The 24,309-nt window shown below is 66.8% G+C and carries 14 protein-coding genes; 5 read left to right on the top strand and 9 right to left on the bottom strand.

The window, feature by feature from the left end:
• Nucleotides 1-40: 40 nt before the first annotated feature.
• The 5 genes from QOL82_RS07005 to QOL82_RS06985 form a co-directional block, all read right to left on the bottom strand.
• Nucleotides 41-4,729 (bottom strand): glutamate synthase-related protein, encoded by a 4,689-nt coding sequence (locus tag QOL82_RS07005; protein ID WP_283441528.1) that lies wholly within the window; start codon nucleotides 4,727-4,729, stop codon nucleotides 41-43.
• A 133-nt stretch (nucleotides 4,730-4,862) separates the two neighbouring features.
• Complete coding sequence (locus QOL82_RS07000) at nucleotides 4,863-5,567, bottom strand: transposase (protein ID WP_283441527.1); 705 nt, start codon at nucleotides 5,565-5,567, stop codon at nucleotides 4,863-4,865.
• A 309-nt stretch (nucleotides 5,568-5,876) separates the two neighbouring features.
• Entirely contained in the window at nucleotides 5,877-9,536 is a 3,660-nt protein-coding gene (locus tag QOL82_RS06995) for a DUF748 domain-containing protein (protein WP_283441526.1), read from the bottom strand.
• Between the two features lie 167 nt (nucleotides 9,537-9,703).
• Nucleotides 9,704-11,761: a hybrid sensor histidine kinase/response regulator gene (locus QOL82_RS06990; RefSeq protein WP_283441525.1), complete on the bottom strand. Its 2,058-nt coding sequence runs from the start codon at nucleotides 11,759-11,761 to the stop codon at nucleotides 9,704-9,706.
• The gene (locus QOL82_RS06985; protein ID WP_283441524.1) at nucleotides 11,748-13,277 is read right to left on the bottom strand and encodes an ATPase domain-containing protein; all 1,530 of its coding nucleotides are present in this window, start codon (nucleotides 13,275-13,277) and stop codon (nucleotides 11,748-11,750) included. Before QOL82_RS06985 ends, QOL82_RS06990 begins: the two co-directional genes overlap by 14 nt.
• 204 nt (nucleotides 13,278-13,481) lie before the next feature.
• Between QOL82_RS06985 and QOL82_RS06980 the strand changes: the two genes are divergently transcribed.
• Both QOL82_RS06980 and QOL82_RS06975 read left to right on the top strand, forming a co-directional pair.
• A complete protein-coding gene (locus QOL82_RS06980; protein WP_283441523.1) occupies nucleotides 13,482-14,498 on the top strand; it encodes a glycosyltransferase in 1,017 nt (338 codons plus the stop codon).
• 217 nt (nucleotides 14,499-14,715) lie between these two features.
• The gene (locus tag QOL82_RS06975) at nucleotides 14,716-15,261 is read left to right on the top strand and encodes a PEP-CTERM sorting domain-containing protein (RefSeq protein WP_283441522.1); all 546 of its coding nucleotides are present in this window, start codon (nucleotides 14,716-14,718) and stop codon (nucleotides 15,259-15,261) included.
• 253 nt (nucleotides 15,262-15,514) lie between these two features.
• Here QOL82_RS06975 and ssb read toward each other — a convergent pair whose 3' ends face one another.
• Nucleotides 15,515-16,024 (bottom strand): single-stranded DNA-binding protein, encoded by a 510-nt coding sequence (gene ssb / locus QOL82_RS06970; RefSeq protein WP_283441521.1) that lies wholly within the window; start codon nucleotides 16,022-16,024, stop codon nucleotides 15,515-15,517.
• 21 nt (nucleotides 16,025-16,045) lie between these two features.
• Nucleotides 16,046-17,242, bottom strand: coding sequence for an MFS transporter (locus tag QOL82_RS06965; protein WP_283441520.1), 1,197 nt, complete (start codon nucleotides 17,240-17,242; stop codon nucleotides 16,046-16,048).
• A gap of 196 nt (nucleotides 17,243-17,438) precedes the next feature.
• Here QOL82_RS06965 and uvrA point away from each other — a divergent pair, with 196 nt between their 5' ends.
• From uvrA to QOL82_RS06950, 3 genes are all read left to right on the top strand, one after another.
• A complete protein-coding gene (gene uvrA, locus QOL82_RS06960) occupies nucleotides 17,439-20,294 on the top strand; it encodes an excinuclease ABC subunit UvrA (RefSeq protein ID WP_283441519.1) in 2,856 nt (951 codons plus the stop codon).
• A 227-nt stretch (nucleotides 20,295-20,521) separates the two neighbouring features.
• Nucleotides 20,522-21,724 (top strand): O-antigen ligase family protein, encoded by a 1,203-nt coding sequence (locus tag QOL82_RS06955; protein WP_283441518.1) that lies wholly within the window; start codon nucleotides 20,522-20,524, stop codon nucleotides 21,722-21,724.
• Nucleotides 21,721-22,473: a glycosyltransferase family 25 protein gene (locus tag QOL82_RS06950; protein WP_283441517.1), complete on the top strand. Its 753-nt coding sequence runs from the start codon at nucleotides 21,721-21,723 to the stop codon at nucleotides 22,471-22,473. Before QOL82_RS06955 ends, QOL82_RS06950 begins: the two co-directional genes overlap by 4 nt.
• A gap of 22 nt (nucleotides 22,474-22,495) precedes the next feature.
• Here the strand turns inward: QOL82_RS06950 and QOL82_RS06945 are convergent, their stop codons facing one another.
• Together QOL82_RS06945 and QOL82_RS06940 are read right to left on the bottom strand one after the other, a co-directional pair.
• Nucleotides 22,496-23,404: an AEC family transporter gene (locus QOL82_RS06945; protein WP_283441516.1), complete on the bottom strand. Its 909-nt coding sequence runs from the start codon at nucleotides 23,402-23,404 to the stop codon at nucleotides 22,496-22,498.
• A gap of 6 nt (nucleotides 23,405-23,410) precedes the next feature.
• Nucleotides 23,411-24,292: an alpha/beta hydrolase gene (locus QOL82_RS06940; protein ID WP_283441515.1), complete on the bottom strand. Its 882-nt coding sequence runs from the start codon at nucleotides 24,290-24,292 to the stop codon at nucleotides 23,411-23,413.
• Nucleotides 24,293-24,309: the final 17 nt, after the last annotated feature.

The raw sequence follows: 24,309 nt of genomic DNA, 5'->3' as shown, positions 1-24,309 counted from the left end.
CGCGCGCCATGCATGAAACGGCGCGCGGCACTGTTCGTTGTCAGGCGGTGACCTTGTCGCGCGCTTCCCGCGCAGTGCGGGCCGCGTCCATCTCGGCCAGCGCCCGCTTGTACTCGGTCGGGAAGACCTTGACGAACTTCGCGCGGGCATGCGCCCAGTCGTCCAGCAACGCCCGCGCGCGGGTGCTGCCGGTGTACTTGAAGTGGCGCTCGATCAGGCCCTTCAGGATCGCCTCGTCGGTCTGGCTGGCGCCGCCGCGCAGCTGGCTGTGCCAGACCGCCCTCGGCATCTTCGCTTCCTGGTCGGCCGCGGCCTGCACCGACTCCAGCGCCACCATGGACATGTTGCACTTCCGCGCGAAGTCGCCTTCCTCGTCGTAGACGTAGGCAATGCCGCCGGACATGCCGGCCGCGAAGTTGCGCCCGGTCTGGCCCAGCACGACGACGGTGCCGCCGGTCATGTATTCGCAGCCATGGTCGCCGGTGCCTTCCACCACTGCCACCGCGCCCGAGTTGCGGACGGCGAAACGCTCGCCTGCAACGCCGTTGAAGAACGCCTCGCCGGCGATCGCGCCGTAGAGCACGGTGTTGCCGATGATGATGTTGTCCACCGCGCGGCCGCGGAACTCGGTGTTCGGGCGCACCACGATGCGTCCGCCCGACAGGCCCTTGCCGACATAGTCGTTGCCCTCGCCGACCAGGTCCAGCGTGATGCCGTGCGCCAGGAAGGCGCCGGCCGACTGGCCCGCGGTGCCGTGCAGCTGGATATGGATGGTGTCGTCCGGCAGGCCTTCATGGCCGTACTTCATCGCCACCTGGCCGGACAGCATCGCGCCGACCGTGCGGTTCAGGTTCTTGATCGGCGAGATGAAGGAGACCCGCTCGCCGCGCTCCAGCGCCGGCTTTGCCTGCGCCAGCAGCTTGTGGTCGAGCGCGCTTTCCAGGTCGTGGTCCTGGAACTCCGCCTGGTACAGCGGGATGTCGTCCGACATTTCCGGCTGGTGGAAGATGCGGCTGAAGTCCAGTCCCTTGGCCTTCCAGTGGGACACGGCGCGCGACTTGTCGAGCAGGTCGGTGCGGCCGATCAGTTCGTTGTAGCTGCGGATGCCCAGCTGCGCCATGATCTGGCGCGCTTCCTCGGCGACGAAGAAGAAGAAGTTGACCACGTGCTCGGGCTTGCCGGTGAATTTCTTGCGCAGCACCGGGTCCTGCGTGGCCACGCCCACCGGGCAGGTGTTGAGGTGGCACTTGCGCATCATGATGCAGCCCTCGGCCACCAGCGGCGCGGTGGCGAAGCCCACTTCGTCGGCGCCCAGCATCGCGGCGATGACGACGTCGCGGCCGGTCTTGATCTGGCCGTCGGTCTGCACGCGGATGCGGCTGCGCAGCCGGTTCAGCACCAGCGTCTGCTGGGTCTCGGCCAGGCCCAGTTCCCACGGCGTGCCGGCATGCTTGACCGACGACAGCGGCGACGCGCCGGTGCCGCCGTCATGGCCGGCCACCACCACGTGGTCGGCCTTGGCTTTCGCCACGCCCGCGGCCACGGTGCCCACGCCCACTTCGGACACCAGCTTGACGGAAATGGCCGCCTTCGGATTCACGTTCTTCAGGTCGTGGATCAGCTGCGCCAGGTCCTCGATCGAGTAGATGTCATGGTGCGGCGGCGGCGAGATCAGGCCCACGCCCGGCACCGAGAAGCGCAGCCGGGCGATGTACTCGGACACCTTGTGGCCGGGCAGCTGGCCGCCTTCGCCGGGCTTGGCGCCCTGCGCCATCTTGATCTGGATCTGGTCGGCGGAAATCAGGTACTCGGCGGTGACGCCGAAACGGCCCGACGCCACCTGCTTGATCTTCGAGCGCAGCGAGTCGCCTGCCAGCAGCGGCATGTCGACCTCGATCTGCTCGCGGCCGACGATGGACGCCAGCGTGTCGCCCTGCTTGATCGGTATGCCCTTCAACTCCTGGCGGTAGCGGTTCACGTCCTCGCCGCCCTCGCCGGTGTTGGACTTGCCGCCGATGCGGTTCATCGCGATGGCCAGCGTCGCATGCGCCTCGGTCGAGATCGAGCCGAGCGACATCGCGCCGGTGGCGAAGCGCTTGACGATTTCCTTGGCCGGCTCGACTTCCTCCAGCGGGATCGCCTTGGCCGGGTCGAGCTTGAACTCGAACAGGCCGCGCAGGGTCATGTGGCGACGCGACTGGTCGTTGATGATCTGCGCATATTCCTTGTAGGTGCTGAAGTTGTTGGCGCGCGCCGAGTGCTGCAGCTTGGCGATCGCGTCCGGCGTCCACATGTGGTCTTCGCCCTGGACGCGGTATGCATATTCGCCGCCGGCGTCGAGCGCGTTGGCCAGCACCGGGTCGTTGCTGAACGCCAGCCGGTGCAGGCGCAGCGCCTCCTCGGCCACTTCGAACACGCCGATGCCCTCGACATTGGACGCGGTGCCCTTGAAGTACTTGTCCACCAGCGCGCGGTTCAGGCCGATGGCCTCGAAGATCTGCGCGCCGCAGTAGGACATGTAGGTCGAGATGCCCATCTTGGACATGACCTTCATCAGGCCCTTGCCGACCGCCTTCTGGAAGTTGTAGATCACCTTCTCCGCCGACAGCTCGCCGGGCAGGCCGCGCGCCATGTCGGCCAGCGTGTCCATCGCCAGGTAGGGATGGATGGCTTCGGCGCCGTAGCCGGCCAGCAGCGCGAAATGGTGCGTCTCGCGGGCCGAGCCGGTTTCCACCACCAGGCCGGTCGACGTGCGCAGGCCCTTGCTGACCAGGTGCAGGTGGATCGCCGAGGTCGCCAGCAGCGCAGGAATGGCGACGTTGTCGCCGTCGATCTTGCGGTCGGAGACGATCAGGATGTTATGGCCGGAACGCACCGCGTCCACCGCCTGCGCGCACAGCGACGCCAGGCGCGCCTCGATGCCTTCCTTGCCCCATGCGAGCGGATAGCAGATGTCGAGCTCATGCGAGCGGAACTTGCCGCCGGTGTGGGCGCTGATGTCGCGCAGGCGCGCGATGTCGGCATAGTCGAGGATGGGCTGCGAGACTTCCAGCCGCATCGGCGGGTTGATGTTGTTGGTGTCGAGCAGGTTGGGCTTGGGGCCGATGAAGGACACCAGCGACATCACCATCGCTTCGCGGATCGGGTCGATCGGCGGGTTGGTCACCTGCGCGAACAGCTGCTTGAAGTAGTGGTACAGCGTCTTGTTCTTGTTGGACATGACCGCCAGCGGCGAGTCGTTGCCCATGGAGCCGGTGGCTTCCTCGGCCTGCACCGCCATCGGCGACATCAGGAACTTCAGGTCTTCCTGGGTGTAGCCGAACGCCTGCTGGCGGTCCAGCAGCGGCACCTCGGACACCGGCGCGACGGCGTCGGCTTCCAGGTCGTCGAGCTTGATGCGGACCGACTCGATCCACTGCTTGTACGGCTTGGCGTTGGCGTAGGTGTCCTTCAGTTCCTTGTCGTCGATGATGCGGCCGGCGTCGAGGTCGATCAGGAACATCTTGCCCGGCTGCAGGCGCCATTTCTTGATGATCTTGGACTCGGGAATCGGCAGCACGCCGGACTCGGACGCCATCACCACCAGGTCGTCGTCGGTGACGATGTAGCGCGCCGGGCGCAGGCCGTTGCGGTCGAGCGTGCCGCCGATGTGGCGGCCGTCGGTGAAGGCCATCGCGGCCGGGCCGTCCCACGGCTCCATCATCGCCGCATGGTATTCATAGAAGGCGCGGCGGTTGTCGTCCATCAGCGTGTGGTTTTCCCAGGCTTCCGGGATCATCATCATCATCGCCTGGGCGATCGGGTAGCCGGCCATCACCAGCAGCTCCAGCGCATTGTCGAAGCAGGCGGTGTCGGACTGGCCTTCATAGATCAGCGGGAACAGCTTTTTCAGGTCGTCGCCCATCACGGCCGACTTCATCACGCCTTCGCGCGCGCGCATCCAGTTGAAGTTGCCCTTGACGGTGTTGATCTCGCCGTTGTGCGCGAGCAGCCGGTACGGGTGGGCCAGCGGCCATTCCGGGAAGGTGTTGGTGGAGAAGCGCTGGTGCACCAGCGCCAGCGCGGAAATGCAGCGCTCGTCCTGCAGGTCCTTGTAATAGACGCCGACCTGGTCGGCCAGCAGCAGGCCCTTGTAGACCACGGTGCGGGCGGACATCGACGGCACGAAGAACTCCTTGCCGTGCAGCAGGTTCAGCGCCTGGATCGCGTGGCCGGACGACTTGCGGATCACGTACAGTTTCCGCTCCAGCGCATCGGTCACCATGATGTCCTGGCCGCGGCCGATGAAGATCTGGCGGATCACCGGCTCTTTCTGGCGCACGGTGGGCGACATCGGCATGTCGATGTCGATGGGCACGTCCCGCCAGCCGAGCACGACCTGGCCTTCGGCCAGCACCGCGCGTTCGATTTCCTGTTCGCAGGCGATGCGCGAGGCGGCTTCCTTCGGCAGGAACACCATGCCGACGCCGTACTCGCCGGGCGGCGGCAGGTTCACGCCCTGCTTCGCCATTTCCTCGCGGTAGTACTGGTCGGGAATCTGGATCAGGATGCCGGCGCCGTCGCCCATCAGCTTGTCCGCGCCGACCGCGCCCCGGTGATCGAGGTTCTTCAGGATCAGCAGGCCCTGCTCGACGATGGAATGGCTCTTGGTGCCCTTGATATGGGCGATGAAACCGACGCCGCAGGCGTCATGTTCATTGGCTGGATCGTAAAGACCTTGCGCGTGCATGGGGTTTCCTCACTGCTGAAAAGATTGACCCTGCAGAATAGTGCAAGGAATCAGATAGTTCAACAGGAAAAATTAGGGTCAGAGTCCAATTAAAATCACGCCCTATCGAAGTTCATTTTAATTGGTGACAGAGTCATTTTGGTGCGATAGGCATGCTTTTTGGCGGCCTCCCGCGCCGGGCCGGGCCGACGCGGCGCTGCGTGCGTTTCTCCAGTTCGCTGCGGAACGCGTCCGAACCCAGCGCCCACTCTGCCCGCACTGCCCGCTCCAGCCGGGCAATCTCGTTGACCGACATGCCCTGCTCCATCAGCCGCCGGTATGCCGCCTCCCGCTCGAACGGCGTGTTGCCGAGCGCCCAGTACAGCGGATGGTCGGCGGTCAGCGGGTCGGATTCGATGCCGGCATGGTGCGCATAGCTCGACCAGCGGTAGTCGGCCGGCTCGGCAGCCGCGCCGAGCAGCACCGGGCGCATTTCCATGTAGAGGCAGCAGTCCAGGAAATGGCTGCCGGCGTCGACCACGGTTGCCTTGTAGCGGCTGCCCCAGAGCGTGCCCGAGCGGCCGTACTTGCGGTTGAACCAGGGTACGTAATACCGCCCTATCCATTGCATCATCCGGCCCGGCCCTTCATGGTCGGAGGGCGTGACCAGCAGGTTGATTTCTTCCGGCAGCAGCAGGTAGGCGTGGATGGCGACGGCGAATTTTTTGCCGGCTTCCCGCAGCCATGCCAGGTAGGCGGCGTAATCCTCGCTGTCGCGAAAGACCGGCTGGCCGTCATGCCCGTGCTGGCTGACGTAATGCGGCTGGTGGGGAACCACGAGGCGTGGGAGGCGGGCCATGGAGGCGGACGGTCCGTTCAGGAAGCCGCCATTGTACCGTCGGCATCCGACCGGGATTCAAGGAAAAAGCCAGGCCGGAAATGGATCGATGACGAAATTTACTTGCGTCTCATCAACTCTTTGGCCGCAAAAACGTTGCAATATACTTAACATATTCAACGGAGACTTATCATGGGTACCTTCAAGGAAGTCGTCTGCGGTTCGCTGATCGTCATCACCTTTGCAGCGATCCTGTATTCGGTTCCGCTCTGACGCACGCTGCAACGCAATAGGCACGGATGCGCGGCACACGCGCCCTTTCCATGCTGATTACAGCGGCACGAGTTCCAGCCTGGTCGCGATGTCGCCGTCCTGCGCGCCGGTCGCCTGCTCCGGCTTGCCCAGCGCGATCCTGGATTCCGGCAATGACGATTTCACCAGCTGTTCCCTGACCATGCTGCCGCGCTCTTTCTGCAGCGCCGCGAGCGCATCCTGCGGCAGCGGCTGCGCGGCGATCAGCTTGTCCAGCAGCTGCGCATGCCAGGCTTCCGGCGTCACATCCGCCGCCGGCTGCGGCGCCTCGCCCGGGAAGCGTTCGCGGTACAGGGCGACGATGGCTTTCTGCACGTCCGGGCCGGCGGTGTCGACCGGTCCCGGCTCCTCGTCTGCCGCCAGCTTCACGCCCATGCGGCCCAGCAGCGCGCGCCGCGCGGCCAGCGAGCGCAATGCCGCCTCGTCCTGCTCGGCGCTGACCGCCGGATGCACCAGCAGCTTCACCGCGGGACGCTTGGCCAGCGCCTCGGCCAGCTTGTCGAGCTTCTGCTGCTCGGGCGGCGCCAGCTCCGCGCTGCCGGGATCGAACGCGATCACATCCATCTTTTCGCCGCCGCCGCCAAACAGCGACGCCAGCGCGCGGAACGGCGCCGAGACGATGTTGCGCAGCACGGTGCCGATGGCGCGGCGGGCCACCGCGCCGAAGCTGAACTGCGGATTCTGCAGGTCGCCCGTCACCGGCACGCCGATGTTGATGATGCCGTTCTCGTCCTCCAGCAGCGACAGCGCCAGCTTCAGCGGCAGGTCCATCGCGGTCGGGCTTTCCACCTTCTCGCCCAGCCTCACCTTGTTGAGCACGAAGCGGTTGTCGCCGACCAGGCGGCCTTCCTTCACCTGGTAACGCAGGTCCGAGGACAGCGTGCCGGCCGTCACCCGGTAGCCAGCGAAGCGCACCACGTACGGCGTCAGCTGGCTCAGGTCGACGTTGCGGAAGTTCATCCGCACGTCGGTCGCATAGGCCGGCTTGAACGGGTTCATCGCGCCGCTGATGCGGGCGTCGCCATAGTCGGCGATGGCGGCATTGAACTGCATCTGCGCGCGGCTGCCGGGCGCGCTGGAAAGCCCGGTCATCACGCCCTCGAAGTCATGCATCCGGGTGCTGAACTGCGGCTGCTGGCTGAAGTCGGCAAAGGTCAGCACGCCGTCGTCGACGCGGATGCGGGCGATCGAGACCGGGAACGGGTCGCCGTCGGCGGCCTTCGCCGGCGCACTGGCGGCGGCCGTTTTCTGCGCGCCGGGGGCCGGCGACTTCCTGAACACCCGCGACAGGTTGACCGTCTGGTCTTCGGCAATGATGAGCTTGCCGACCGGGCCGGCGATATTGAGCTGGCCGATCTCCAGCCGGTTCGGCGACAGCGCCAGCCGCATGTTGGCGGCCGAGATGGCGTCCCACGACAGGAAGGGCTGGCGCGGCGCGGTCTCGTCGATCGCCACCTTGTCCAGCGATGCGCTGCCGGCATAGGTGATCTTCGGGCCGGTCGCATTGCCCACCCGCAGCTTGCCGGCGCCCGACAGCGTGCCGCCGGTCAGCACCAGCCGCGCGGCCTCGGTGATATAGGGCTGCGCCAGCTTCAGCGGCAGGCCGGCGGCCTTGATGTCGAACTCGCCGCCATAGTCCTGCAGCTGCAGGCTGCCCTGCGCCTGCAGCGTGCCGCCGCCCACGCCGGCCCGCAGCGCCACGCGCGCCGGCGCGGCGCCGGCCGTGTCCAGCGCACTGACGCTGGCGACGATGTTGTCGGCATCGACCGCCAGCGGCGGCTGCTGGCGGGCATCGGCATAGGAGGCGCTGAAGTTGCGCAGGTCGATGCTGTCGGCGGTGATGCGCCATGGCGCCGCGGCTGGCGCCCGGCGCGCCGCCACCGGCGCCTTGTCCGGGGGCGGGGTCGAGGCGGTGGAAGCGGTTGAAACGGACGAAGGCGTCGTAGCCGGGGCAGCCGGGGAAGCCACCGCAGGCGACGCCGCCGGGCCGGTCCAGTTCAGGCTGCCGTCGCTGGCGAAGCGCACGCTTGCGGCGCCGTCGGCCAGCGTCAGGCTGCCGAGGTCGAGCTGGCGCGACGCCAGCCGCAGCCGCGCGCCCTTGAGTTCGAGGCTGTCCGCGTGGGCGAGTTCGCCGGGCTGGCGGGCATCGTTGGCGACCAGCTTCCTCAGGGTCGCGGACAATCCGTCGACGAGCGCATCCGGCCCCGAGGCGGGCAACGACAGCGTGACGCTCTCGGCCGCGCCGCGGCCCTCGGCAAGGCCGTACAGCGGCTCCGCGCGGGCGCCGCTGACGTTCAGCGCGGCGACCGAGACCTTGGGCGCGTTCAGGCGCACGGTGAGCGGCGCACTGCCTTCGCGCCTGGTGCTCGCGCTGCGCACGTCCAGCGCGGCCGCGCCCGACCTCAGCTTCTGCGCGCCTTCCTGCCGGGTCATCCCGGCCAGCGTCAGCGCCGCGTCATCGGCCCGCATCGAAAAGCCGCCGGCCAGCGGCTTGAGCGCCAGCCGGCCGGCCTTGGCGGCCGGGGCCGATAGCGCCATGTCGCTGCCGGCCTGCTTCAATGCCAGCTGCGGCAGCGACATGGCGCTTTCCTCCAGCACGTACGCATTGTCGCTGCCGGGCGCGAGCAGCAGCGCGCGGCTGCTGTAACGGGCTTCGGGAAAGCGTAGCCGGGTCGCGCCCTGGGCGAGGCTGGACGAACCGAGCGCCAGGCTGATGTCCGCAATCCTGCCCTGCAGGCCGGCTTCGGCCTGGGCCAGCTGCGCATGCGCCAGGGCCAGCGTCCCGCTCTCCACGGCGATGACGGCGGCGCCGGACTTCAGCGCCAGCCCGGCCAGCGTCAGCTCGACCTTGTCCAGCGTGGCCGCGAGCGCGCCGCCGGCGAGCGCCGCATCGATCTCGCCATGCAGGCCCAGCGTGCCGGCGACATCGGTCAGCGTCACCTGCCTGTGCAGCGCGCGCGCCAGGGTGCCCGCCTGCACGCCGGCCAGGTCGAGCGTGCCGCGCAGCGCCACGGGCTGCAGGCCCAGGGAGCCGCCGGCGCGCAGCACCTCGCCCGCCTCGGAACGGGCGGCCAGCGTCCACTTGCCGGCCGCGTCCGGCAGCGTGCCGATGTCGCTTGCGTCCAGCGTTACCGGGCTGATGCGGGCGATCAACGGCTGCTGCAGGCGCTGGTCGACGACATCGACGCGGCCGTTCCGGATGCTCAGGCGCTGCAGCAGCATGCGCGCCGGCGGCTGGTCGGGCGGCGCCGGATTTTTCTGCAGCGCCGACAGCAGCGGCTGCAGGTTCAGCGCGCCCTGCTTGTCGTATTCGATGCGCAGCATCGGCTGTTCGAGCTGGATGTCGGCGAGGGTCCACGCGCGCCGGAACAGGCCCGACATTTCCAGGTCGGCGCGCAGCTTCCCGGCCGACAGCAGCGTGCCTTCCCGGACCGTGCGCAGGCTGATGTCATTGACTTCCAGCGCCAGCGTCAGCGGATTGAAATAGACCTCGCCCAGCGTCAGCGTCGCGCCCAGCTGGCGCTGGGCCTGCTGCGGCAACTGCCATTTCAGCAGCGCCGGCACGCCGAACAGCCCGCCCGCGAGCCAGGCGATCGCGACCGTGCCGACGGCCAGCATGGGCCTGCTGCCGGCGATGCGGTCGAACCGGTGGCGCAGGTTGCTGATGGACTTGCTCATTTGCTAGGGGTCAATACCATGGATACGGCATTCGCACTTTGGATGCGCGATTGTAGACCGAACGGGAGCGGGAATGGCGGGAAGCGGTTTTGCCCCAGGGCGTGGGGCCGGGCGCTGCGTGGGCGAATGGGGAGGCGCGCGCAGCGCCCTCCCCGCCCGCCGGCCGTTCAGCGTGTCAGCGCCAGCCGCACGCTTTCCAGCAGGTCGCGCATCTGGAATGGCTTTTTCAGCACCGCGTTCTTGCCGACCACGCGCTCGATTTCCTGCATGTCGGCATAGCCGGTGGCAATGATGATGGGCAGGTCCGGGCGTTTCAGGCCGACCTCGGCGGCGAGCTGCGCGCCGTTCATCCCCGGCATCAGGAAGTCGACGATCATCAGGTCCGGCATCGCGCTGTCGATCTGCGCCAGCCCCGCTTCGCCATGCTCGGCCTGGGTCACCCAGTGGCCCGACATTTCCAGGCATTCGACGATGAACTGGCGCACGCCGGGGTCGTCCTCCACCACCAGGATGCGGGCCTGGCCGGCGGTGCGCGGCGGCTCGGCTGCGCGCGCGGCGGCGGCCTCGGCCGCATCCTGCGGCGCCAGCGGCAGCCAGATCTCGACCGTGGTGCCTTCGCCGGCCCGGCTTTCGATGCGCGCGGTGCCGCCGGACTGCTGGGCGATGCCGTAGACCTGGCTCAGTCCCAGGCCGGTGCCCTTGCCGACCGCCTTGGTCGTGAAAAACGGGTCGAACACCTTGTTCAGGATCTCGGGGTTGATGCCCTGGCCATTGTCCCGCACCGACACCACCGCATACCGGCCCGGCGGCAGCAGGCCGTCGGGCGGCTGCCGCAGCGCACAGTCGATGACGAGCCGGCCGCCATTGGGCATCGCGTCGCGCGCATTGATGGCCAGGTTCAGTATCGCCAGCTCGGTCTGGCTCAGGTCGGCCATCGCCGGCGGCAGGTCGGGAGCAAGGCCGAACTCAAGCTGGATGTCCGGCCCGATCGCGGCCGACAGCAGGTCCCTGACCTCGCCCATCAGGTGCGTCAGGTCGACCGGGCGCAGGTCCAGGCTCTGGCTGCGCGAAAAGGCCAGCAGCTGGCCGGTCAGCTTGGCGCCGCGTTCGGCCGAACGGCGGGCCGTCTGCGCCATGCGCTTGATGCGCTCGTCGCTCGACTGCCGCTCGATCAGTTCGACATTGCCCAAAATGACATTGAGCAGGTTGTTGAAATCGTGCGCGATGCCGCCGGTCAGCTGGCCCACCGCCTCCATTTTCTGGGCCTGGACCAGCGCCACCTGGGCCCGTTCGCGCTCGGTGATCTCGCGCATCAGCCTGTCGTTCGCCTGCGCCAGCTCGGCCGTGCGGGCGTCGATGCGCTGCTCCAGCGTCTCGTTGAGCTCGCGCAGCGCTTCCTGGCTTTCGCGCAGGCGCCGCTCGGCCGCGCGGCGTTCGGTGATGTCCTGGGACACGCCGGCCACCGCCACCGGCCTGCCATCCGCGTCCAGGCTGGCCTTGCCCTGCACATGCAGCCAGTGCAGCGAGCCGTCCGGCCAGATCACCCGGTATTCGATGCTGAAGCCGCCGCCGGCGATGATCGTCGCCTTCATCAGGTCATGGTAGCGCCGCCAGTCTTCCTGCTGGATGCCGGCGACCAGCTGGTCGTAGCCGAAAGGCTGCGCCGGGTCGCGGCCGAAGCTGCGCTTGCAGGTGTCCGAAGCCCGCAGCTCCATGCCCGGAAAGTCGATTTCCCAGGTGCCGAGGCGGCCGGCTTCCAGCGCGATGTGCAGCCTTTCCTCGGCCCGTATGCGCACCTGCAGGTCGGTGCGCGCCTGGTACTGGCGCTTGCGCGCGCGCAGCGCGGAGGCGGTGGCGCGGCGTATGGTTTCCGCATTCAGCGGCCGTTCCAACAGCAGCACATTGGCGATATTGCCAAGCAGCATGCGGGCCGCTTCCTTGCGCGGCGCGGCCTGCCGCGACACCAGCAGCACGAACGGGAAGTCGGACCACGACGCCTGCCGCGCCAGCCAGGCGGCGAGGATGTCGAGGTCGGCGCCCTGCAGCGCCTCCTCCGAAATCACCGCCGCGCCGGCGCCGGCGTCGAGCTCGCGCATCAGCGCCGGGTAGTCGCCGCAGGCGGCGCACGTCAGCCCGCTGCCGGCCAGCACCTGCGCGATGACCTGGGCGTCGCGGCCGCGCGGCGCCAGCACCAGGATGCGCTCTTCGGCGCTACTGGCCGTCATTTTCACCGTCGTCCGCCACCTGCATCATCGCCGTGCCGCCACGATAGGTCGGCAGGCCGGTCAGGATGCCCTCGAAATTTTCCAGCGCGTCGCCGACCTGTATGCCGCCGTCCGCGGTAATGCGGAATTCATGCAGCGTGCGCTGGTGGTTGTTGGTCCGGCTCTTGATGACGAACATTGCCGTGCGTATCTGCCCTGCCGCCTCGAAGAAGCGCAGGAACATGGTGGCGTCGCTCAGGTAGCTGAGGTCGACGTCCACATGCACGTCGCCGATGACGCCATGCTGGCCGAGCACCAGCACCGTGGTGATGCCCTGCTGGTTCAGGTAGCTGAGTATTTCGTGCATCTGCAGGATCAGGAATTTCTCGCCGGGCATCGCCTGCAGGTAGGCATTCAGGCTGTCGATCACGACCAGCTTCGCGTGGTTCTTCTCGACGGCCGTGCGCAGCATGTGGGAAAACTCGCCGGGCGCCACCTCGGCCGGGTCGATGTGATGGATCACCAGCAGGCCGTTGTCGATATACGGCTGCATGTCCATGCCCAGCGTCCTGCTGCGCAGCATGAAGGTGCTCATGCCTTCGTCGAACAGGTAATAGGCGACCCGGTCGCCGCGCTGCATCGCGGTCAGCGCGCAGCGCATCGCCGTCGTGGTCTTGCCGATGCCGGACGGGCCGCAGACCAGGAACGAGGTGCCCGGCACCAGCCCGCCGCCCAGCAGCCGGTCGAGCCCGGCCGAGCCGGTGGAATGCATGTCCACCGCGAACGCGCGACCGTGTTCGGCCGCCACGAGCCTCGGGAAAACCTGCAGGCCGCCGGTGCCGAGGATGAAGTCGTGATAGCCGCCGCGGAATTTCAGGCCGCGCATCTTGATGACCCGCATCCGGCGCCTTTCCGGCCCGAACTCGTGGGCCGCCTGTTCGAGGCTGATCACGCCATGCGCAATGCTGTGCAATTGCTGGTCGCCCGACTCCGACGTCTTGTCGTCCAGCAGCAGCACCGTGCATTTGCGCGACGCAAAGTAATGCTTCAGCGCCAGGATCTGGCGCCGGTAGCGCAGCGGGTTCTGCGCCAAGAGCCGCATTTCCGACAGGCTGTCGAACACGATGCGCACCGGCGCCTGCTGGTCGACCTGCTGCATCACGCTCTGGGTCGTCTCGCCAAGCTCGATTTCCGACGGATAAAGAATCGATTGCTCGCCGTCGGGGTCCAGGTTCATGTCGTTGATCAGCTCGTACACCGAGATGCTGTCGAGCATCCAGCCATGGCTCTCGGCCACCGAGGCCAGTTCCTCGGCGGTCTCCGACAGCGTGATGTACAGCCCTTTTTCGCCCTGTTTCGCGCCTTCCAGCAGGAATTGCAGCGCCAGCGTGGTCTTGCCGGTGCCCGGCGTGCCCTCGACCAGGTAGACCCGGCTGGGCGTGAGCCCGCCGCCCAGTATGTCGTTGAGTCCGGCGATGCCGGTGGATGCCCGTGTTTTGTTGGCAACGGTTTGCGCCGGGCCTGTTTTAGTCTGCATGGTCGGCCCGTGAAAGCGCTGAATATAAAGGAGAAAGTATAAATGAAAAGCAATATTGGCAGTTGCGGTACGCCCATCCTCCGGCCATCCGGGTTTGCGTCGGATCAGCGACAGCGCAAAAGTGGACCGGTCCCTGTCCTGATGGCTAGGGTCTGCCGGCGGCCGGCATGCATGCGGGGCAATATGTTAGGCTAGGCCCCCCTTTTGTCCCGCATCGCCATCGCCATGCCCAATCCGCCGGCGCGCCCTGTCCTTCATCTTTTCAACGGTTTCCAGAACCCCTACGGCGGCAGCGAGCAGGAAGCGCTGTCGCTGTATGCGCTGCTGAAGGACCGCGCGGACGTCAGCCTGTGGGCAACGTCGTCCAAGGTCTCCAGGGAGCTGATGCGGCAGTTTCCGATCCGGCGCGTGGCCCGGCGTCCGGGCGCCTTCCCGCAGGGCGGCACCTATGTCTTCATCGGCGCGCACTGGCGCAACAAGCTGTGGCCGTATTTCGTGCAGAAGCCGCGCCGGCTGATCTACCTCTACAACACCTTCCACCCGAAAGTGGTGGCGCTGACCTCGGCGATGCCGCGCCTGCTGGGCTGGCCGCGCACCGAATACGTGCTGATCTCCTCGTTCCAGAGCCGGCTGCTGTCCCTGCCCGGCGAAGTGCATCCGTCGCCTATCGATATCGAACGTTTCCGGCCGGCGCCGCGTTCGCCGGATGCGCCGCACCCGCGCATCGTCATCGGCAGGATGAGCCGCGACGTGCCGGAAAAGCACCATCCCGACGATATCGCGCTGTACCGCCGGCTTGCGGCCAGCGGCTACGCGGTGCGCCTGCAGGGCGCAAGCTGCCTGGCGGACCGCCTTGCCCCGGAGGACGGCATCGCGCTGTCGCCGGAAGGCGCGATGCCGGCGGCCGACTTCCTGCAAGGCCTGGACATCTTCTACTACCGCAGCCACACCCACGTGGAAACCTTCGGCCGGGTCGTTTTCGAGGCCATGGCCTGCGCGCTGCCGGTGGTCTGCCATGTCAACGGCGGCTATGCGGACGCGATCCGGCATGGCGAGAACGGATTTCTCTTCGAGACCACTGAGGAAGCCGCCGCGCTGCTCGAACGTCTCGCCGCCGACGCCGGCCTGCGCGCGCGCCTCGGCGCCGCCGCGCGGGCGACGGTCGAGCAGATGTACTCCGCCGCCGCCCAGGAACAAAGACTGGCGTTTTACCTCCGCTAGGCCGCCGCGCCCGGATGCAGGCACAGGCCGCGCGCCCTTTCGCCGGCGGCGCGCCGCCCTGCCCGCCCATGTCGGAATTTCTTACAACCCCGCCCTCGCCGGAAACCCATGTTCATTTAAGCAATTGTTTTTTATGGGTAATATTTATTGGCATAAACATTGCTACTTCGATAATGCAATTAGAACCATAATCCAAACCGACTCCAGGGAGCGAAAAATGAAAATGTTGAAGAAAGCCTTACTCAGCCTTGCCTTCATGACGGCAGCCGCTACTTCGATCACCGCCAGCGCGGCAGTGGTCACTGACAGCATCGCGAGAAACCCTGATGAGTTGATCTCGATAGCGCACTGGGCCACTTTCACCCACGACATCGGCAGCGGCTACACGCCAGGCAGCGATCGACTGCTTTCCGCGGTGCTCGAAGTCCGCCTGACAGACCTGCTGTTCAATGAAAACTATTTCATTACCGTAGGAACGGGCCAGCTCAAAACCGGCAGCGACGTCCCGAACGGCACCTACAATTCGGCACATGGCGGCGAGATCGTGAATTTCGCGCTGAATTCGGCATCGCTCGCGGATCTCGCGACAGACGGAAAAATTTCCATCACCGTCGGCACTATCAACCCATTGAGCACCTTCTTCTTCGCCGACTCGACCCTGACCGCGCAGGTGCCGGAGCCGCTGTCCATCGCCCTGATGGGCATCGGTTTCCTGGGCATAGGCGCGGCGCGGCGCAAGTCCGCAAAAAACAAGGCAGCCTGATCGCCTGAGCCGTCCAGGCCTCCCGGACCGGCGCGCATGCGGCGGTCCGGGAAACAGAAAGCCCCGGTTCCGGGGCTTTTTTCATGCTGGCCGGCGCGGCGCGAGCAGCGCATCGCCGCTTTTCCCGGCCCACCGCGCTGTCCTGGCGCAGGACAGGGCCGGCACGATCGGCGCTTCCCGCGCCCGATCGAAAAAAACCCCGGCATCCATCGAGGATTGCCGGGGTTGTGCGTTGCCTGGAACTGCGCGGGCGTCAGAACGGAATATCGTCGTCCATGTCCGAGAAGTTCGGCGCCGGGCGCGGCGCCGGGCGGCTGCCGCCGCCGGACGCGCCGCCAGCGGGCGCGCCGGCGTTCTGGCGTGCCGGCGGGGCGCTGCTGTAGCCGCCGCCGTCATCCATGCCGCCGCCGGCGCCGCCGCCCATGCCCTGGCGGCTGCCCAGCATCTGCATCGTGTCGGCCTTGATTTCGGTCGAGTACTTTTCGACGCCGTCCTTGTCGGTGTACTTGCGGGTGCGCAGCGAGCCTTCGATGTAGACCTGGCTGCCTTTTTTCAGGTACTGGCCGGCGATCTCGGCGAGCTTGCCGAAAAAGCTGATCCGGTGCCATTCGGTCTGTTCCTTCTTTTCACCGGTGGTCTTGTCTTTCCATGTGTCGGTGGTTGCGACGGCGATCGACGTCATTGCGTCGCCGCTGGGCATGTAGCGCGTCTCCGGGTCGCGCCCGAGGTTGCCAACGATGATGACTTTATTGACCGAAGCCATGGGTAGTTCTCCTTAACTGATTTAAACGGCGGCAGGTTGCTGACGGGGGCCGCGCCGCGGCAGGTTTTGCATATTGGACGCAATTATAAGCCACACAACAGTCAGTCCCGCGCCCAGGATGAACACCGTCGACGGCCCCGAATGCTGGGTCAGCCAGCCGCCCGCGGCGCCGCCGCAGAACAGGCCCAGCGCCTGCAGCGTGTTGTAGACGCCGAGCGCCGCGCCGCGTCCGCCGGGCGGCGCGATGCGCGACACCAGCGACGGCTGGCTTGCCTCGAGGATATTGAACGCAATGAAGAAGGCGAGCAGCAGCCCGACCAGCGCCATCCAGTGCGGCGCGGGCTGCGACAGGACCAGCCACATGCCGCCCTGGACCAGCAGCAGCAGCGCGATCGCGCCGACGAATACCTGCTTCATCCGGCCCTGCTTCTCGCCGATGAAGACCGGCGGCAGCATCAGCACGAAGGACAGCAGCACGACCGGCAGGTAGACCTTCCAGTGCTCGGCCACCGGCAGGCCCATGCCGCGCACCAGCGCCGCCGGCACGACGACGAACATCGCCATCTGCGTCAGGTGCAGCGCAAAGACGCCATAGTTCAGGCGCATCAGCTCGCGGTTCTTCAGCACCTCGGCGAAGCGCACGGTCTGCGGCGGCAGCGGCGCAGCCTGCGGCACGACATAGATCACCACCAGGATCGCGGCGATGGACATCAGCCCGATCAGCGCGAACATGCCGCCCATGCCGATGGCGCTGTAGAGCAGCGGCGCGGCCACCAGCGACAGCGCGAAGGACAGGCCGATCGAGCCGCCGACCATGGCCATCGCCTTGGTGCGGTGCTCCTCGCGGGTGCTGTCGGCGATCAGCGCGGTGATGGCGGCGGAAATCGCGCCCGCGCCCTGGATGGCGCGGCCGACGATGACCCAGCCGATATGGTTGGCCATGGCCGCGACGAAGGAGCCGAGCGCGAACAGCAGCAGGCCGATGATGATGATGCGCTTCCTGCCGTAGCGGTCGGACGCGATGCCGAAGGGAATCTGCCCGAAGGACTGGGTGAGCCCGTACATGCCCATCGCCAGCCCGATCAGCGTGGCGCTGTCGCCGCCCGGCATGCTGCGCGCGTGCACCGAGAACACCGGCAGGATCAGGAACAGGCCCAGCATGCGCAACGCGAAGATCGAGGCCAGCGAAGCGCTGGCGCGGACCTCGGTGCGGGTCATGCCGCCGTCCTGCGAAGGTGGCTGCGAAGGCGGGGACGATGCGGAATGTAAGGATGACATGGGTAGATGTTAGCGGCAAAAGCCGGGTAATACAGCGAACTTCAAAACCCGTTATAGTATCAGGTTGACCCGCACTGACCCGGTCCCTGCCGAGATTGATTGCACCGCAGCCGGGATACTCACGCTGAAAGTATTCATGGAAGAAATTCGCATTCGAGGCGCGCGCACGCATAACCTCAAGAACATCAACCTCGATCTGCCCCGCAACAAACTGATCGTCATTACCGGGCTCTCCGGCTCCGGCAAATCCTCCCTCGCCTTCGACACGCTGTACGCGGAAGGCCAGCGCCGTTACGTCGAGTCGCTGTCGGCCTATGCGCGCCAGTTCCTGCAGCTGATGGAAAAGCCGGACGTCGACCTGATCGAGGGCCTGTCGCCGGCCATTTCGATCGAGCAGAAAGCCACGTCGCACAATCCGCGTTCGACCGTCGGCACCGTCACCGAGATCCACGACTACCTGCGCCTGCTGTACGCCCGCGTCGGCACGCCCTACTGCCCGCAGCACCCGGAAAATCCGCTGGCGGCGCAGTCGGTGTCGATGATGGTCGACGCCGTGCTGGCCATGCCGGAAGACACCAAGCTGATGATCCTCGGCCCGGTGGTGGCCAACCGCAAGGGCGAGCACGTCGACCTGTTCGAGCACATGCAGGCCCAGGGCTTCGTGCGCTTTCGCATACAGAGCGGGACCAACCCGGCCCGCATCTACGAAATCGACGACCTGCCCAAGCTGAAGAAGACCGAGAAGCACACGATCGACGTGGTGATCGACCGCATCAAGGTCAAGGCCGACATCAAGCAGCGGCTGGCCGAGAGCTTCGAGACCGCGCTGCGCCTGGCCGACGGCCGCGCGGTGGTGGTGGACATGGACAGCCAGGCCGAGCACGTGTTCTCCAACAAGTTCGCCTGCCCCGTCTGCGGCTATTCGCTGCAGGAACTGGAGCCGCGGCTGTTCTCGTTCAACAACCCGATGGGCGCCTGCCAGGAATGCGACGGCCTGGGCCACATCGAATTCTTCGACCCGCGCCGCATCGTCGCCTTCCCCAACCTGTCGCTGGCTTCCGGCGCGGTCAAGGGCTGGGACCGGCGCAACCAGTTCTATTTCCAGATGCTCTCCAGCCTGGCCGCGCACTACGGCTTCGACCTCGACGTGCCGTTCGAGGACCTGCCGGAGAAGGCGCAGGACGCGGTGCTGCACGGCTCGGGCCGGCAGACCGTGCCGTTTACCTACATCAACGAGCGCGGCCGCGCGGTGGTGCGCGAGCATACCTTCGAAGGCGTGGTCAACAACCTGCAGCGGCGCTACCGGGAAACCGACTCCATCGCTGTCAAGGAAGAACTGGCCAAGTTCATCAACAAGAAGGAATGCCCGTCCTGCAACGGCGCCCGGCTGCGGATCGAAGCGCGCAACGTGAAGGTCGGCAACGGCGCGCAGGAGCGCGCGATCTATGAAGTGGCGGCCACGCCGCTGCGCGACACGCTGGCCTTCTTCGAGAACCTGAAGCTCAAGGGCGCCAAGCGCGAGATCGCCGACCGCATCATCAAGGAAATCATCGCGCGCCTGACCTTCCTCAACAATGTCGGCCTCGACTACCTGTCGCTCGAGCGCAGCGCCGACACGCTGTCGGGCGGCGAGGCGCAGCGCATCCGCCTGGCCTCGCAGATCGGCTCCGGCCTGACCGGCGTGATGTACGTGCTGGACGAGCCGTCGATCGGCCTGCACCAGCGCGACAACGACCGCCTGATCGAGACGCTGAAGCACCTGCGCGACATCGGCAACAGCGTGCTCGTGGTCGAGCATGACGAGGACGCGATCCGCTGCGCCGACTACATCGTCGACATGGGCCTGGGCGCGGGCGTGCACGGCGGCGAAGTGATTGCCGAAGGCACGCTGGCGCAAATCTTGAAGAACAAGAAGTCCCTGACCGCGCAGTACCTGAACGGCACCTTCGCCATCAAGGTGCCGGAAAAGCGCACGCCGCCCGACCCCAAGCGCCAGTTCATCATCACTGGCGCCACCGGCAACAACCTGAAGAACGTCACCTTCAAGGTGCCGGTGGGCCTCCTGACCTGCGTGACCGGCGTGTCCGGCTCGGGCAAGTCGACGCTGGTCAACGACACGCTCTACCATGCGGCGGCGCGCCACCTGTACGGCTCGCAGGCGGAGCCGGCGGCGCATGACTCGATCTCCGGCATGGAGCATTTCGACAAGGTGATCTCGGTCGACCAGGCGCCGATCGGACGCACGCCGCGCTCCAACCCGGCGACCTATACCGGCGTCTTCACGCCGATCCGCGACCTGTTCGCGACCGTGCCGACCGCCAAGGAACGCGGCTACTCGGCCGGGCGCTTCTCGTTCAACGTCAAGGGCGGGCGCTGCGAGTCGTGCCAGGGCGACGGCGTGCTGAAAGTGGAAATGCACTTCCTGCCCGACGTCTACGTGCCGTGCGACGTCTGCCACGGCCGGCGCTACAACCGCGAAACGCTGGAAGTGCAGTACAAGGGCAAGAACATCACCGAGGTGCTCGGGATGACGGTGGAGGAAGCGCACGAGTTCTTCAAGCCGGTGCCGGTCATTGCCCGCAAGCTGCACACGCTGCTGGACGTGGGCCTGGGCTACATCCGCCTGGGCCAGAGCGCGACCACGCTGTCGGGCGGCGAGGCGCAGCGGGTCAAGCTGTCGCTGGAACTGTCCAAGCGCGACACCGGCCGCACGCTGTACATCCTCGACGAGCCGACCACCGGCCTGCACTTCCATGACATCGACCTGCTGCTGAAAGTGATACACCGGCTGCGCGACCAGGGAAACACGGTGGTCATCATCGAGCACAACCTGGACGTGATCAAGACGGCCGACTGGCTGATCGACCTCGGTCCCGAGGGCGGCGCGGGCGGCGGGGAGATCATCGCGGCCGGCACGCCGGAAGCCGTGGCGAAAACGCCCGCCAGTTTCACCGGCAGGTACCTGGCGCCGATGCTGAAGAAAAAGAAGTAAGGCAGCCCGCCCGCAGGCCAGGCCCGGTCGTCCACGGGTTTGGCCTGCGGGCGGCGGTTATACTTCGGGCTGCCGCGGCGCAGCAATGCTGTTTTAATGCACGGACAGACAACTAATTGTCATTAGTGCATTAAAATGGGCAGGCTTGCGCAGTCCGACCCGTGTATAGCCAGAAAGAACACCTCGTGCAACAAACCGAACAGCGTCCCGTCGTCATGCAAACCGTCATGACATGGCTTTTCTGCCTGTACCCGGTATCCCTGATCACCAACAAGACCGCCAACGACATCGTCACCGTGCTGATTTTCCTGGCGGCATGCGCGACGCTGGCGATGGCACGCCGCCTGCCGGCCGCGGCGCCCGCCCCGGTCCGGCGCCTGTGGCTGCTGGCGCTGGCATTGCCGCTGGCGCTGGTGACGGTGCAGTACCTGGCCACGCCGCGGCTCATCGCGCTGCGCGATTTCGACGACCTGTCCCGCTTCTTCCTCTGCATACCGGTCTACCTGGCGCTGCGCATCCTGCGGCCGCCGATCCGCCCCTTCCTGTGGGGCTGCGTGTTCTTCACCGTCTACAGCATGGGACTGATGGCCGTGCACATGCACGTGCTGCACCTGGACCGCGGCATCAGCCCGAACGGCTTCCTCGGCACCATTCCGCAGACCTCGCTGTCCATCATCCTGGCCATGGTCGCGCTGCAGTGCTGGGTTGCGCCGAACGGCCTGCTGCGCAGCCGCATCGCGCCGGCGGCGCTGCTGGCGGTCGCCTTCAGCGTGCCCCTGCTCAGCCAGACGCGCAGCGGCCTGGGCGTGGCGCTGGCGCTCGGCATCGTGCTCTGGCTGCTGCTGCCGCGCAAGAACCTGCGGGTGCTGCTGCTGAGCGTGGGCGCGGCGGCCGTCGTCATGGTGGTGGTGATGAGCAACAGCACGCTGTGGGCCAGGGGCGACCAGACCGTCGCCGAGATCGAGCACTACATGACCGAGGAACATTTTGTCAGCACCTCGACGACCACCCGGCTGGAACTGTGGCGCTTCGCCGGCAGGATGCTCACCGAGCACCCGCTGATCGGCGTCGGCAACCATAATTTCGCCGGGACGCTGGCCGGCTACAAGTCGAGCGGCAAGACGCCGGCCGAACTGGGCATGTTCACCCATCCGCACAATGACATCCTGAAGTTCGCCGCGGAAGGCGGTTTGCTTGGTGCGGCCGCCATCCTGATGCTGTATTTCGTGCCGCTGACGGCGGCTTGGCGGCGCTACCGGCTGCAGCCGTCGGCCGCCAGCCCGGCGCTGCCGCTGGTCATCCTGTGCAGCGGCTTCCTGCTGGCCGGCATGGTGGACGTGGTGCTGGCATGGCGGCCGACCATCATGTTCTATGGGCTTGCGGTCAGCCTGCTGCTGGTGAACATGGACAACGCCGGGGCCGATGCATGATCACGGTACAGTGCATTTCGCTGGCCGACGAGCATGCGCGCCGCGCCTACATGCGGGCCCAGCTCGACGCCTGCGGCCTGCCCTACCGCTTCTTCGACGCCGTCCGGGTCGACCTCGGCCGCGGCTGGCCCGACGCCTACGCCCGTGACCGGCGGTTGCGCCACAGCGGCGTCGACATGCGCGCCGGCGAAATGGGCTGCTACCTCAGCCACCGCGAGGTCTGGAAGGCCTTCCTCGCCGGCGACGACCAGCTCTGCCTGGTGCTGGAAGACGATGTCGAGATCGGTCCCGACTTTGCCGCCGTCGTCGACGCGCTTTGCAGGGATACCGGCGACTGGGAATTCGTGCGCCTGACCGGCGTGTTCCAGCGCACCGCCTACCCGCTGCGGCGCCTCGCCGGCGAGCATTTCCTGGTCGACTACCTGGAGCAGCCCAACGGCACGCAGGGCTACCTGCTCAACCGCCGCGCGGCGCGCCGGCTGGTCGACTACACGGCCGACATGGCGCATGCGATCGACATGGCGATCGACCGCGAATGGGAGCATGGCGTCAACATCATGGGCGTGGCGCCGGGGCCGATCTCGCACCAGGAAAGCTTCGAGACGACCCTGGGCAGCGCAAGCAAGCCGCGGCTGTCGCTGCGCCAGAAGCTGATGCGGGAACTGCACCGCGCCGGCGGCAACATCCGCAAGCAGCTGTTCCTGGCGAAGAAGCGCCGGCGGCTGGGCGACAAGCGCACGGTGCGCTAGGCAAACCGCGCCAGCCCCTCAGTCAGGCCAGCCCCAGCCACAAGCCCAGCGGCACGAACGCCAGCGACACCAGGTTCCCGAGCAGCACGATGGACGCCACCTTGTCCGGCTCCTGCTGGTACTGCTCGGCGATCATGAAGCAGAACACCGCCGGCGGCAGCGACGCGAACAGGTACATCTGGCCGCGCTGCATCGCCGAGAGCGGCAGCACCAGGTCGAGCAGGCCGGCGCAGGCCAGCCCCGTCAGCGGGCAGGCAATCGCGCCGACCAGGCCGATGTGCCAGCTCTTGAAGCTCACGTCCATCATCCGCACGCCCAGTGAAAACAGCATCAGCGGTATGCAGGCGTCGCCCATCATCTTCAGCGCGATCTGCAGCGGCCCCGGCAGCCTGAGCTTGAGCACCGCGAACACCATGCCGACCATCATCGCCAGCATCATCGGGCTGCTCATGAACTTGAAGAAGGAGCTGCGCCGTCCGCTGCGGCCAGCCTCGATGATCTTGATGCCGACCGAGAAATACACCAGGTTGGCCGCCATGAACAGCGCCACCGCCGCCGACAGCCCGGCCTGGCCGAACGCCAGCGCCGCCAGCGGCAGGCCCATGTTGCCGCAGTTGTTGTACATCATCGGCGGCACGAAGCTGCGCGGGTCGTAGCCGAGCAGGCGCGCCACGGGCCATGCCAGCAGGCCGGAGCCGAGCGAGATCAGCGCGCCGGCGACGATCAGCGACAGATTGTTGGCGACATCGAAGTCCTTGGCGGCCAGCGCGGTGAAGATCAGCAGCGGGCACAGCACTTCCATGCTGACGCGGTTGACCGGGACCATGTCGGCGCGCACGCTTTCGCCGCGCAGCCGCGCATAGCCGTAACCGAGGCCGATGATGACGAACACCGGCAGGATGATGCCGAGTATGCGTTGAAACATGTCCATCGGCGCTCAGTCCCTCGCTGCGGCGCCGTGACTTGCCACGAAGCGTTCGACATCGTCCAGCACCGGCGCCAGGCTGCGCAGCGGACGCGACAGCGTGGCGACCAGCGTCGCATGGCCGGTGCGGCCGTAGTAGAAGGTTTCGGCGTCGACGCCTGCCTCGCGCAGGCGGCTGGCGAGCCGGCCGGTATTGCGCGCCGGATCGACCACGGCATCCTTTTCCGATGCGATCAGCAGCGCCGGCGGCGCGCCCGCGCTGACATGGTTGACCGGCTGGGACGACGGCGGCGTATCGGGGAAATGGAATACCGGCTTCACATCCGGGCTGTCGATCGGCAGGAAGTCGTACGGGCCGGCCAGGCCGATCCAGCCGCGCAATGCCGTCGGCTTCATGCCCTGCGCACCCAGCCAGCGTCCATCGAGCGCCATCATCGCCGCGTTATAGGCGCCGGCGCTGTGCCCCATCACGAACAGGCGCTCCGGGTTGCCGCCGTAGCTGCGCACCTTGCGCGCGGTCCAGGCGACCGCGGCGGCGCTGTCTTCCAGGAAGCCGGGATAGCTGGCCTGCGGATAAAGCCGGTAGTCCGCAATCACCGCCAGGATGCCGCGCGAGGCCAGCGCCTCGCCGACGAACGCATAGTCGGCGCGGTCGCCCATGCGCCAGTTGCCGCCATAGAAGAACACCACCACCGGCGCGCCGACCGCCACGTCGCGCGGCGCATAGATGTCGAGCTTCTGGCGCGGGTCGGCGCCGTAGCTGATGTCGGCGCTCTTGTGATAGCTGGCCGACGGGGTCAGCGTGTTGATCGCGCTGAGCGGGCTGCAGGCCACGCAGGCGAGCATGATGCCGGCGGCGAAAATCACCGTCAGGGATCGCTTCAAAAACGGCATAAAACTCCATTCATATC

Origin of the sequence: Noviherbaspirillum suwonense, from assembly GCF_900182955.1 — a bacterium.
In the GTDB taxonomy this organism is placed as follows: domain Bacteria; phylum Pseudomonadota; class Gammaproteobacteria; order Burkholderiales; family Burkholderiaceae_D; genus Noviherbaspirillum_A; species Noviherbaspirillum_A suwonense.
This window is presented reverse-complemented; position numbering and strand designations above follow the sequence as displayed.

Bases quoted from the DNA above. Each gene is read 5' to 3' on its own strand.
- uvrA (WP_283441519.1), top strand. From the start codon at position 17,439: ATGGAAGAAATTCGCATTCGAGGCGCGCGCACGCATAACCTCAAGAAC.
- QOL82_RS06945 (WP_283441516.1), bottom strand. From the start codon at position 23,404: ATGGACATGTTTCAACGCATACTCGGCATCATCCTGCCGGTGTTCGTC.
- QOL82_RS06990 (WP_283441525.1), bottom strand. From the start codon at position 11,761: ATGACGGCCAGTAGCGCCGAAGAGCGCATCCTGGTGCTGGCGCCGCGC.
- QOL82_RS06940 (WP_283441515.1), bottom strand. From the start codon at position 24,292: ATGCCGTTTTTGAAGCGATCCCTGACGGTGATTTTCGCCGCCGGCATC.
- QOL82_RS06995 (WP_283441526.1), bottom strand. From the start codon at position 9,536: ATGAGCAAGTCCATCAGCAACCTGCGCCACCGGTTCGACCGCATCGCC.
- QOL82_RS06955 (WP_283441518.1), top strand. From the start codon at position 20,522: ATGACATGGCTTTTCTGCCTGTACCCGGTATCCCTGATCACCAACAAG.
- QOL82_RS06975 (WP_283441522.1), top strand. From the start codon at position 14,716: ATGAAAATGTTGAAGAAAGCCTTACTCAGCCTTGCCTTCATGACGGCA.
- QOL82_RS07005 (WP_283441528.1), bottom strand. From the start codon at position 4,729: ATGCACGCGCAAGGTCTTTACGATCCAGCCAATGAACATGACGCCTGC.
- QOL82_RS06985 (WP_283441524.1), bottom strand. From the start codon at position 13,277: ATGCAGACTAAAACAGGCCCGGCGCAAACCGTTGCCAACAAAACACGG.
- QOL82_RS07000 (WP_283441527.1), bottom strand. From the start codon at position 5,567: ATGGCCCGCCTCCCACGCCTCGTGGTTCCCCACCAGCCGCATTACGTC.
- ssb (WP_283441521.1), bottom strand. From the start codon at position 16,024: ATGGCTTCGGTCAATAAAGTCATCATCGTTGGCAACCTCGGGCGCGAC.
- QOL82_RS06965 (WP_283441520.1), bottom strand. From the start codon at position 17,242: ATGACCCGCACCGAGGTCCGCGCCAGCGCTTCGCTGGCCTCGATCTTC.
- QOL82_RS06950 (WP_283441517.1), top strand. From the start codon at position 21,721: ATGATCACGGTACAGTGCATTTCGCTGGCCGACGAGCATGCGCGCCGC.